The organism is Lysobacter sp. CA199 (assembly GCF_052078715.1).
Classification (GTDB): domain Bacteria; phylum Pseudomonadota; class Gammaproteobacteria; order Xanthomonadales; family Xanthomonadaceae; genus Lysobacter.
The window spans coordinates 147,687-157,869 of record NZ_JBQJIL010000016.1 but is presented as its reverse complement, the minus strand read 5'-3'; the positions used below and the strand labels follow the sequence as shown (position 1 = coordinate 157,869).

At 64.4% G+C, this 10,183-nt stretch carries 12 protein-coding genes; 7 read left to right on the top strand and 5 right to left on the bottom strand.

The genetic code is table 11. The features are described 5' to 3' along the window. Positions 1-71: 71 nt before the first annotated feature. The 3 genes from ACTOWJ_RS26585 (at position 72) to ACTOWJ_RS26575 (ending at position 2,267) form a co-directional block, all read left to right on the top strand. Positions 72-494: a YqaA family protein gene (locus ACTOWJ_RS26585; RefSeq protein ID WP_441337637.1), complete on the top strand. Its 423-nt coding sequence runs from the start codon at positions 72-74 to the stop codon at positions 492-494. 102 nt (positions 495-596) lie between these two features. After that, on the top strand, positions 597-1,517 hold the full coding sequence (locus tag ACTOWJ_RS26580; RefSeq protein WP_441337636.1) for a M14 family metallopeptidase: 921 nt from the start codon (positions 597-599) through the stop codon (positions 1,515-1,517). Positions 1,518-1,775: 258 nt separating this feature from the next. Beyond that, a complete protein-coding gene (locus ACTOWJ_RS26575) occupies positions 1,776-2,267 on the top strand; it encodes a hypothetical protein (protein ID WP_441337635.1) in 492 nt (163 codons plus the stop codon). A 58-nt stretch (positions 2,268-2,325) separates the two neighbouring features. Here ACTOWJ_RS26575 and ACTOWJ_RS26570 read toward each other — a convergent pair whose 3' ends face one another. Further along, a complete protein-coding gene (locus ACTOWJ_RS26570) occupies positions 2,326-3,162 on the bottom strand; it encodes an amidohydrolase family protein (protein WP_441337634.1) in 837 nt (278 codons plus the stop codon). A gap of 584 nt (positions 3,163-3,746) precedes the next feature. On the opposite strand from ACTOWJ_RS26570, the gene ACTOWJ_RS26565 reads away from it, so the two are divergent. The 3 genes from ACTOWJ_RS26565 to ACTOWJ_RS26555 all read left to right on the top strand — a co-directional run bounded on the left by ACTOWJ_RS26565 (position 3,747) and on the right by ACTOWJ_RS26555 (position 5,414). Continuing rightward, entirely contained in the window at positions 3,747-4,475 is a 729-nt protein-coding gene (locus ACTOWJ_RS26565) for a hypothetical protein (RefSeq protein ID WP_441337633.1), read from the top strand. A gap of 54 nt (positions 4,476-4,529) precedes the next feature. Further along, complete coding sequence (locus ACTOWJ_RS26560; RefSeq protein ID WP_441337632.1) at positions 4,530-4,889, top strand: hypothetical protein; 360 nt, start codon at positions 4,530-4,532, stop codon at positions 4,887-4,889. A 78-nt stretch (positions 4,890-4,967) separates the two neighbouring features. Then, positions 4,968-5,414, top strand: a complete 447-nt coding sequence (locus ACTOWJ_RS26555) for a hypothetical protein (protein ID WP_441337631.1) — start codon at positions 4,968-4,970, stop codon at positions 5,412-5,414. Between the two features lie 44 nt (positions 5,415-5,458). On the opposite strand, the gene phaZ7 is transcribed toward ACTOWJ_RS26555, so the two are convergent. The 3 genes from phaZ7 to ACTOWJ_RS26540 form a co-directional block, all read right to left on the bottom strand. Continuing rightward, positions 5,459-6,553: an extracellular native short-chain-length polyhydroxyalkanoate depolymerase PhaZ7 gene (gene phaZ7, locus ACTOWJ_RS26550; protein WP_441337630.1), complete on the bottom strand. Its 1,095-nt coding sequence runs from the start codon at positions 6,551-6,553 to the stop codon at positions 5,459-5,461. A gap of 305 nt (positions 6,554-6,858) precedes the next feature. Beyond that, the gene (locus ACTOWJ_RS26545) at positions 6,859-7,323 is read right to left on the bottom strand and encodes a hypothetical protein (protein ID WP_441337629.1); all 465 of its coding nucleotides are present in this window, start codon (positions 7,321-7,323) and stop codon (positions 6,859-6,861) included. An 873-nt stretch (positions 7,324-8,196) separates the two neighbouring features. After that, positions 8,197-8,364 carry a hypothetical protein gene (locus ACTOWJ_RS26540; RefSeq protein ID WP_441337628.1) on the bottom strand — a complete coding sequence of 56 codons (168 nt, stop codon included), beginning with the start codon at positions 8,362-8,364 and terminating at the stop codon, positions 8,197-8,199. A 45-nt stretch (positions 8,365-8,409) separates the two neighbouring features. Between ACTOWJ_RS26540 and ACTOWJ_RS26535 the strand changes: the two genes are divergently transcribed. Further along, entirely contained in the window at positions 8,410-8,676 is a 267-nt protein-coding gene (locus ACTOWJ_RS26535) for a hypothetical protein (protein WP_441337627.1), read from the top strand. A gap of 95 nt (positions 8,677-8,771) precedes the next feature. Here ACTOWJ_RS26535 and ACTOWJ_RS26530 read toward each other — a convergent pair whose 3' ends face one another. After that, the gene (locus tag ACTOWJ_RS26530) at positions 8,772-9,878 is read right to left on the bottom strand and encodes an alpha/beta fold hydrolase (protein WP_441337626.1); all 1,107 of its coding nucleotides are present in this window, start codon (positions 9,876-9,878) and stop codon (positions 8,772-8,774) included. Positions 9,879-10,183: the final 305 nt, after the last annotated feature.

Below are 10,183 nucleotides of genomic sequence, written 5' to 3'. Positions count from 1 at the left end.
GACTCGTCCTGTAGGAGCGGCGCAAGCCGCGACCGCGGCATTCAAGCGACCTCGCCGCTAGAATCCTCACGATGGTCTATCTGGGTTTGTTCGCCGCGGCATTGATCGCCGCCACGTTGTTGCCCGCGCAATCGGAGGCCGCCTTGGCGGCCTTGATCGTGGAGGGTTACAACCCGTGGGCGTTGATTGCCGTGGCCAGCGTCGGCAACGTGTTGGGTTCGACGATCAACTGGTGGCTGGGCCGCAAGCTCACGCGGTTCAGCGGCCGACGCTGGTTTCCGGTCAAGCCCGCAGCGCTGACGCGTGCTCAAGCCTGGTACGTGCGTTATGGCCACTGGAGCTTGTTGCTGAGCTGGGTACCGATCATTGGCGACCCGTTGACCTTGGCGGCGGGCGCGATGGGCGAGCGCTTACGCGTATTCCTGCTGCTGGTCGGCGTCGCCAAGACGGTGCGTTATCTCGTGGTGGCAGCGATCGCATTGCGTTACCTGTAGGCGCCGGGCGCTTGCCCGCCGCGTCAGCGGAGCATCGGCGCAGAAGCGCTTGGGTGCTAAAATGCCGGCCATTCCGCAACGCAACACAAGGCGATCGCCACGATGAATACGCAAGCCTTCTATCCCATCGGCACCCCTGGCCAACCTTGGGGCGCGGCGGAAGTCGCCCAGTGGCGCTCGCAGCAGATCCGTCATCGCAGCTATCGCGACGACGTGATCGCGGCGGTCGAGCCGCTGCGTTCGCGCTTCGACGTGTCCGAATACGGCCGTCTCGATTACGCCCCCGATGCGTATCCGCTGTTCGCGATCAAAAGCCGCGACTGGCGCGACGATCTGCCGACGATGCTGGTCACCGGCGGCGTGCACGGCTACGAGACCAGCGGCGTGCACGGCGCGTTGTTGTTCGTCGACCGCTACGCCGCCGATTATGCGGGCCGGGCCAACCTGCTGATCGCGCCCTGCGTCAGCCCGTGGGCGTATGAGCGCATTCACCGTTGGAACATCGATGCGATCGACCCCAATCGCTCGTTCCGCGCCGACAGCCCGGCGCAGGAATCGGCGGCGTTGATTCGGCTCGTCGCTCCGCTGCGCACCGGGGTGCTGATGCACATCGACCTGCACGAGACCACCGACACCGACGAATCCGAGTTCCGCCCGGCCTTGGCCGCGCGCGACGGCAAGGACTACGATCCGGGCGAAATTCCCGACGGCTTCTATCTGGTCGGCGACAGCGAAGACCCGCAGCCCGAGTTCCAGCAGGCGGTGATCGCGGCGGTGGAGCAGGTCACCCACATCGCTCCGGCCGACGCCAGCGGCGAGATCATCGGCTCGACGGTGGTCGCCCATGGCGTCATCAACTACCCGGTGCGTTCGCTGGGCCTGTGCGCCGGCATCACCGACGCGCGTTACCGCACCACCACCGAGGTCTACCCCGACAGCCCGCGCGCCACGCCCGAGCAATGCAACGCGGCGCAGGCGGCGGCGGTGCGCGCGGCGATCGATTTCGCCCTGGCGCATCGCTGAGCGCAGTGGTCTTTCAGTCCGACAACAAGCTTGTTGCGTCTGTCTCTTACTTCACTTTGCGATGTTGAGGTAAACGAACTCTTTAGTATTGAAGCGATCGAGCAGAGATTGCTCCAATTGGCCGTCTTCGTTTTCAGGTTGCGGTTTTGATCAGGCTGGTGGTGACCATGTGGAGCGTAATGCCTCTGATTGGATGGAGGCATGTAGTTTCAGGGTGGCCGCTTCGAGAGATTGACTGGATGCGTTAAGGAAATCTGAGTGGCAGATCGCGATGAAGCAATACTGATCGATATCAGGTCTTCCAGTGGAAGAGAGGCCGTCGTTTTGGTCGGTACTCCCGTCGACTCGTTTCCCGGGACGGTGCTGTGCGCTCTGACGGTCGGAGGAGATTTCTGGTGCCGGAACCGGGTCGTCGCCGAGGCAGAACTTACTGTCGATTTCGAAGTGTCTTTACCGCAGGTCGTGGTCGATAAAAAACAGGTCGTCGCACTCAACGATCGTTTTTCCGCTTGGATGGATGATCGGAAGGGGTTCGTTGTTCCACTCAGTCCGGCGAGCCGGACAGGGCAGAGTCTTACGATTTCCATCGGCGTGGATCCGGGATTGATCTGCTCGGCGGATAAGCCGGCGCTAATCGTTGAATATGCCTGCGGCGCGTCGATGGCGGCGCGCTGGGCCTTTATCGTAGATCAATCGTGCGTTGCCGCTCATTTGGAGCAGGCACGCGAAGTCGGGGCGTATCGGCTCTAGCCGGATGGATCGGCACCAGCCGGACGCATCGGCACCAACGCGTTTTTGATGCATGCGCCTAGCGCTTGTCCGGGAACAACCGGTTGGCGTTGCCCCAGCGGATTTTCTGCTTCTCTTCCGCGGTCAGGTCGAGCTTCTCCAAGGCATCGAGCGTCTGCTTGAGCGTGAGCTGCGGGTAGTCCGAGCCCAGCATCACGTTGTCGATGCCGACGTTGCGCAGGGTCCAGACGAATTCTTGCTCCAGCGGCGAATCCGCCACCAGCACCATGGTGGCGGAGATGTCGAAGTGGATGTTGTCGAAGAAGAAATCCTTGGCGGTGCGCGCCATGAACAAGCTGTTCCAGAAGCGGAAGTTCAGGCCGCCGATGTGGGCGAAGACGAAATGGGTCTTGGGCAGGCCGATCGCCAGATTGAACAGGTTCTGGCTATCGCCGGGCACGATGTTGAAATTGTCGAACAGCACCGCGACGCCCAGTTCGCCGGCCAGTTTGCACAACTCGCGCACTTTCGGGTCGGTGATCGCGAACCCCTGCGTATGCGGATGCAGTTTGATGAGTTTCACCCCCAAGCCGGCGAGTCGCTTGAGTTCGTCGATGGCGGCCTGGCCGTCGAGTGGATGCACCGACGGAATCGGCATCAGTTTCGGGTGGCGCTTGGACAGTTCGATCAACTCGTCGTTCTTGCGCCGGGTTTCGGCGATCTCGCCCTTGACGGCCATGTGGATGGCGCCGTGACGGGCGACGGTCTGATGGGTGGATTGCAGCTGCTCGGTGTATTCGCGCAACGATTTTTCGCCCTGCCACAGGTGGACGTGGAGATCGAACACCTCGTCCTGGGCCGACGCGAACGATGGTAGGCAGAACAACAGCAAACCCAGGATGCCGTGCTTGGTCATGGTGCGGGCCTCATTGGCGGACGGAGAGGATACGGGCCGCCCGGTGTCGCGCTCGGGACGCCGGCGGGCTGCGAGCCGTATCGCATGGAAGGCCGGCGGATGCAAATGCCTGTGTCCGGTTTGGCGCATTACAGAACGTGCGTCGCTTCTTACAAAGCCTTGCGGAGTTTGAAGTCTCGAGGGAGCTTGAACTCGGGCGCTATCCGGTCGCCATGCGGTGATCTGGAGCCGCATCGCGTCGTCGGTCGGGGCTGAATTGCTTCCCACAACAGCCGACGTGGGAGTTCCGACGCGATTGTGTCGCCGCGGTCGCGGCTTGCGCCGCTCCTACAGTCGGCTCCGGGTAGGAGCGGCGCAAGCCGCGACTGCGGGATGGCGGCGACGCCGTCGACCGGGCCGGGAGTTTTGTGGGCGGGGGTTCGGCCCGACCGGACCCGCCTGAATTCACAGCCGGTCCATCGCTGCGTTCGAACAGGAGCGTGCGGAGCGTTGTCCACCGCGTCGGCGCGACGCGCGTATTCCGGCAGCCGGCATCGACGATCGATGGGCCGGCGCCGTTCCAGTAGCGATATCAGGAGAACAAAATGACGCGTATCTATCATGGTCAGGCGCAGATCGAAGCCAGCGTCGGCGCGGCCTTCGATCATGCGGTGGTCGCCGCGCGCAAGGCGGGGGAATGGCTCAATCCCAGAAGTGGCTTTCATCGCCGCGACTTGCTCAATCTGGGCCTGGGCGGCGAGCCGGCGCAAATCCGCGCGGCGTTGCAGCGCTACTTCGGCGTGAACTTTCCCTTGAACGCGGCCGATCTGCAGTTCGTCAACCGGCTGTCGACGGTTTACCGGGCGATGGCCACCGCGTTGAACACCTGGACGGTGCACGTCAGTTACGCCGACGTGTCCGATCACGACAGCCGCGAATACGCCAGCACGCGTCCGCCGGTGATCTTCCCCAACAGCGAAGGCGACGTGGATCCGAGCAATCCCAACAGCTTCCGCGCGACCTGGGCACAGGTGCGGGCCAACATCGATCAGGGTACCCACGATTACACCTTCTTCCACAACCTCGTCCCGGTCATCGTCAAGCCGGCGACCGATCTGGCGTTCAAGATCGTGCTGAACTCCAAGTTCCGCAACGTCAGCGAATTCATGAAGGGCGAAACCGTGCTGCACGAGATGTCGCATGCGATGGCCGACACCAACGATGCGGCGTACGCGGACGACGTCGCCACCGCGCGGCAGATCTGCGCCGGCTTCGGCAATGCGGTCGCGCGCGACACCGCCGATTGCTGGGGATTCTTCCCGCTGGATTGGTGAGATCGTCCGGTCCGTCGCATCGTGGGCCGATATCACGATCGACGGAGTCGCCCGATGAATTCGGCAGTCATCGTTTCGGGGCCTCCGGGCTCCGGAAAGACGACGGTTTCCACTGCCCTGGCGCGGGCGGAACCATGCGGTCTGCATATTCCCGCGTATCGGATCGCGACCACCGGCGCATCGGTGAATACGGTGGTGCGCGGAACACAGCGGCGTCTGGCCGATGACGCGTTGCCTCTGGATCTCGCGCATTGGCTCGCGCAGGCGGGTGTCGCGGCGGAAGGAAGAGGGCTGCGGCGCCAATCGACGCTCGCGCGCAACGGATGTCGGTCGCACCGGGCAGGACCGAGCCCGCCCGATGCGCAACCCACGATGCGGCATCAGGTTCCGCAGATCTGCGGCGTGCCCGCGTAACCGCAGCACAGCGTTCCGTTCTCGTTGACCAGATTGCGCCCACCGAAGAAGTCGGAATAGCACTGGTGGAACTTGCTCATGTCAAAGGTGGTCTTGCGCCAGGTTCCGTTGGTCTTGCGACAAGAGGCTTGCAGCGTGCAGCCGGTCAACGATACATCGTTGCAGCTCTGCCAGAAGGTGAACCCGGTGGTCTTGGGCGGCAGCGAGCAGGCGGTGGCGGCGGCCTTTGGAAAAGCGGAGGCGTCGGCGGTGTTCACTGGCGCTTTCGCCGGAGGGGCCGCGGTGGCGGCCGCGGCCGCGAACAAGATCGGCAGTGCGATCATCAAAGTACGTGTCATGTCGAATTCCTTCATCGTTGGCCTGGGCGCAAACGGGACCGCGTGCGCTGCATCCGGCGCGCCGCGCGCGCAGGCGCACGGTATCGCGGCGACGTCGATGGCCGCCCGGACTTGGCGGCTCTACTGCCAACGGTGCCCGGCGGGCGCGAAGGCCAGAAAAATCCGACCGCGCTGTCTGTTTGCGTAAGCGATCACATACTCATGCGCGACGGCGCACGCAAACCCGTCGCGTCAGCGATTGACCGCCGGCCCGTTCACGCCCGCATAGCCATTGGCGCAGCCGGTGGTGCAGGTGGTCGCGAGCATGTTGTAGACGATCCGCCCGGCGTGGGTCTTGGAACGGAAATGGCCGACCCCGCTGCTGGTGTCGCCGCCACCGAGGTTGTACGGACTGCCGTCGCTCCAATCCCAGTCGTAAGCGTAAGCGCTGCTGCCGAACCCGATATCGACTTGCGCCTTGAGGTTGCTGGAGGCCGCGAACAACCCGCCGTTGGCGCAGCCGGCCGAGTAACTGGTGGTGAAGCACTGCACCTGATCGTAAGCGCCGGCGGTGATGGCGTAGAACGCGATGCCGGAGTACATCGCCGGCATCGCGCGCAGGCTGCCGCTGCCGCTGCCGGTCCAGCGGTTGTAGCCGTAATAGGCCACGCCGGTGCTCGGGTACAGGCCGAAGGTGTAGTAGTCGTAGGGGAAGACGTAGGCCTCGGCGTTGCAGGTCGGCGCATAGGGCGACTGATAGCCGGTGCTCAGACACGTCTGCAAACCGCGCAGGCCGCCGCCGATGCTGATGAAGCGGCGCACGCTGGCCTGATATCCGTAGTACTTCAGCATCGCCAGGCTCATCGACGAGCCCAGCGAATGGGCGACGATGTCGACTTGGCTGCGCCCGGTGTAGAGCTTCACCTTGTCGATGAAACGCTTGAGGATCTGGTACTTGGCCGGTTGGTGGTAGTTGTACTGCGGCGAGCCGCGCTCGTCGGCGTCGAGATAGGTCACGCCGAAAAGTTCGCAATCGTTGTAGCCGCGTGCCTTGAGTTCGTCATAGACCGACAGGGACGGAGCGGTGTAGCCATCGACCGCGCCGGGCGGCATGTCGAAGCTGATCGCACTGTCGCCGTTGCCTGCGACGAACACCACCGGCGTGCGGGTGGCGATGCAATCGCCGCCGCCGAAGCCGCCGCTGCCGACGCCGGGATCGAAGCCGCCGGCATACTGGCTGGCCGCGCCCTGGCAGGTGAAGCCGTTGTGGCTGCCGCAATCGAGCGCCATCGCGGTAGACGGGATCAGCAATGCGCCGCCGCCCAGGATCGGCAAGCACGCACTCATCACGACGCCGCATGCGTAGCCCGCGGCCAACCGAAGGGTGGAGCGCGCGCGCGGCATCGACGTCGACCTTGGCCTGTTGCGGAACATGGCGGTTCCCTCGGGAGCGGTTCGCAGACTGGGAGCGGTACCGTGCCGATGGTGAGCCTGGCGGCGAGCGCTTGGGTATTGCACCTATGGACGAGGCGTGCGCGGCAGCGTCCGCGCCGTCAGCCCGGGCGTCAGCCCTGGCGAGGTGCGGGAATTGACCGCGATGTCGGTTTCACCGGCTCGCTGTGGCGCGAGCCGATGAACCGTGCCGAGCACGATCAGTGGTCAGCGCCCTTGAGCGACGCACAGCCGCACTCCGAGCGTGCCGTGGCCGGCAGCACGTCGAGCAAGGCCCGCTGTACTTCGGCCACGCATTCGAATGCGACGCCGGACGGCGGCGCGTCGCCGTCGGCGTAGCAGTACTCATTCGGACTGGTGGTGCATGCGGCGAGATCGGTCAGCCCGGTGTCGAAAATGTGCGTGGATTCGTTGCCGCCCGAGCGTATGCCGACCACTTCGGTCAAGCAGGTGAACGGCGGTGGAAACGCCGCGATCGGCGCCACGCAGCGCTCGCTGACTCCGAGCACGACGGTGGCGGTGACCACGGTCTTCTGATTGATTATTTCGGTGTTGCAGGTGGCTCCGGCCACGGCCGGAAGGACCAGGCCGGCCAACAACAACAGCACGGGCAGCGCGCGCGGGTGCGCCCGGTTCGCCGGCCTGTGGAGGATGATTCGTTTCATCGCACTCTCTCTGGTGGCGCTCATGCGAGCGGAGGAACGAGAGCTGGGGCCAGACGCCCTGCGCGACAGCGGCGTGACGGGGGCCGAATGGGGCAGCCTAGGCCGCGCGATGGCGCAAATCTGTGCGCCGATACCGTTTCGGCCACGGCCTCGCGGCAGGCGACGGGCGGGCCCAGATTTGGCCGGTTTTGTCCGCCGATGCGGGGTCGCGGGAGCGCATCGGGCGGCCGAGCGCGGCCGTCCGGACCAGCCGCGCCGGCGTGGACGGCCATGCAAGACCGGGCGGCATCCGGGGAACTCGGCGTGCGCAGCCATCGGTCTGCGCCGGCCGCGTTCGTGGCCGGAGACCCGGCCGGCGCGCCATCGTATCCGCGGACTGGGACTGGGCTTGCGGCGATGAGGCACGAGGCCGAGCCGCCGGTCGCAAGACATCCCAGTGCGCGAAATCTGCCTGATGTCTCAAATCGTCAGAGCGCTGGCGTCGGCGGAAGTGTGGACTGAATTGCATTCGCCGTTCGGACGAGTACGAAAATGAATTGAACCACGCTATCCGATCGTAAGAGGCCATGAATCGATCCGTCCGATTTTCTTGAATCGAGCTGCGATGCGATGTGACTTTCGCGATGCGTCGATGTGAGTTTTATCGATCCGCATCCGCTCGGCGGATTCGATCGCGAATTCCCGTCCAGTTCGGCAGTCGATCCCACGCCGATCTCGCGGAGCTAGCGAGCAAGACACTGATGACGCTGAGAACTTCTTCTCTTCGATGCGACAGCCGCATGCTTCAGTCGCGAAGAACGGCCGGCCATGCGTACAAACGATGGCTGCATCCTTGGCATCGCAAAGCGCATATCGAGCGCTTGTCAGGGCACGTCAAAAAAATGTTGTGGCGGCGGCGCGCGATCGCAGCGCATCGATCGGTCGATCGCTTTCGGCGGCGAAATGAGCGGTTGAAGCGTTGCTGACGTAATTATTTTCCCGTGCTGCAATCCGGCCCGCTTCCCAGGCGATCACTCGCCAGGTGGCAGCGGACGCCGGCACGAGCCGGACGCTCCGCTCAAATCCCTCATCATTGGAGTCCAGAACATGCGTAATTCCATTCGCGCGCTCGTGCTTGCCGTTGTCTGCGTTTCCGCGTCGGGTACCGCTTTTGCCGCTTCGAGCTGGAAGGAGACCGGGACTGCTTCGTCGGTAGGCGAAGACTTCGTAGACCTGAGGGGCCAGGTCCACGCCGAGCTCAGTGCCCGTTGCGAGGCCCAGGGCGCGACCGCCACCGGTTTTCGCGTGGTCAGCAGCGAAGTGAACTGCTTCTACCAAGCCATCGTGGCCGAGGTCAGCTGCGTCAAGGGCTGAGGTTGCCCTCGACCGCCGACGTTTCGAACGTCGGCGGTCGTCGTTGGATGCATCGTGCGGTGATGGATCGATCCGGCGATGCCGGCGGCGCGGCTTCAGCGCGCGGTGTCCTTGGCCAGCGGCCGCACGTACTGCAGCAGACTGGTCAACACCTTGCCGGGCTCCTCCCACTGCATCATGTGCGAGGAATTCTCGAACCACACGCCTTGTTTGTACGGCGCCTTGATTCGCTTGAGCCAGGCTTCGGTGGGCTGCGACGGGGTGGTGTAGTCGTGGCGGCCCATGAACATCACCACCGGAATCGGAAACTCGCGCACCTGGCTCATGTCCGTCGCCAGGAACTCGGGCAGGATGCGTCCGAGCGAAAACACATTGCCCTCATCGACCGCGGCGCGGTCGCAATCGGTGGCGTAGTCGGGCGAGAGCTTGGGCGCGCGATAGAAATAGCTCGATTCGTTGCGGTAGGCGGTCAGGCCGCCGTAGTGCTGCGCCCACTTGCGCGCGGTGATGATGCGCTCGCGGGTGATCGGTTGATCGCCCGGATACGGCGCGATGGTCTGCATTTCCTTGACCGCTTCGGTATTGCCCAGCTTCTTGGCCTGCTCCATGCCGAAGTCGAAGCTGATGCGCTCGTTCTCGCGCACGTTGATGACCTGGCCGATGCCGACGTAGGCGTAGAACAGGTCCGGACGCTTGAGCGCGGCCTGCATGCCCGGGATCGTGCCCCAGCTGTGACCGGCCAGCACGATCTTGCGCTTGCCGTAACGCTTGCGCAGGTACTCGGCGACCTCGATGGTGTCGGCGACGTAGGTGTCGATGTGCAGGGTGTCGGCGTAAGTGCCGGGATCTTGCAGGGTGTAGGTCTTGCCGGCGCCGCGCTGGTCCCAGTTGACCACGGTGAAGTATTCCTCGATCGGACGCTGGAACTGCCACATGGTCGGGATCAGCGGCGAGGCCGGGCCGCCATGGACGAACAACAGGATCGGGTTGCCCTTGTCCTGGCCGCGCACGTTGATCCACTGCTCGATGCCACCGATGCGTGCGGCGTAGGCTTCCTGCACACCGTTGGGCGCGACGATGCGGCTCAGGTCCTGGATCACCGCGCGGGCGTCGGCGTATTGGGACGTGTCCTTGCATTGCGCGGCCATCACGGTGGGGCTGGCGGACAGCAGTGCGGCGAACAGGGCGGCGGTCTTTTTCATGGATGGGTTCCGGCGTTGAGGCTGGGAGCGGGTATGCGGCACAGGCGCTTTGCATCGGTGTCGAGACAACTGATACCAGCGGGCGCGCGACGGTTGCACCGATGGCCGATATTGGCGAGCGCCGCGATGGATCGCGTCGCGCGCATCGCGAGGGCGGCGATTTTCCCGTCCCATTGGTCATGTCCACGCGGGCCGGCGCGACCGATGGGGGCGCTGCCGGCCGTTCCCGGGCGGTCGCGTTCGCGCCGCGTGTCCTGCATGGCACGGTGCTCTCGTTGTACAGACTGTCGCGGCCCATAACCGCG

Excerpts from the sequence above, each read along its gene's own strand:
- ACTOWJ_RS26585 (WP_441337637.1), top strand. The coding sequence starts at position 72 with ATGGTCTATCTGGGTTTGTTCGCCGCGGCATTGATCGCCGCCACGTTG.
- ACTOWJ_RS26580 (WP_441337636.1), top strand. The coding sequence starts at position 597 with ATGAATACGCAAGCCTTCTATCCCATCGGCACCCCTGGCCAACCTTGG.
- ACTOWJ_RS26570 (WP_441337634.1), bottom strand. The coding sequence starts at position 3,162 with ATGACCAAGCACGGCATCCTGGGTTTGCTGTTGTTCTGCCTACCATCG.
- ACTOWJ_RS26565 (WP_441337633.1), top strand. The coding sequence starts at position 3,747 with ATGACGCGTATCTATCATGGTCAGGCGCAGATCGAAGCCAGCGTCGGC.
- ACTOWJ_RS26560 (WP_441337632.1), top strand. The coding sequence starts at position 4,530 with ATGAATTCGGCAGTCATCGTTTCGGGGCCTCCGGGCTCCGGAAAGACG.
- ACTOWJ_RS26555 (WP_441337631.1), top strand. The coding sequence starts at position 4,968 with ATGTCAAAGGTGGTCTTGCGCCAGGTTCCGTTGGTCTTGCGACAAGAG.
- phaZ7 (WP_441337630.1), bottom strand. The coding sequence starts at position 6,553 with ATGAGTGCGTGCTTGCCGATCCTGGGCGGCGGCGCATTGCTGATCCCG.
- ACTOWJ_RS26545 (WP_441337629.1), bottom strand. The coding sequence starts at position 7,323 with ATGAAACGAATCATCCTCCACAGGCCGGCGAACCGGGCGCACCCGCGC.
- ACTOWJ_RS26535 (WP_441337627.1), top strand. The coding sequence starts at position 8,410 with ATGCGTAATTCCATTCGCGCGCTCGTGCTTGCCGTTGTCTGCGTTTCC.
- ACTOWJ_RS26530 (WP_441337626.1), bottom strand. The coding sequence starts at position 9,878 with ATGAAAAAGACCGCCGCCCTGTTCGCCGCACTGCTGTCCGCCAGCCCC.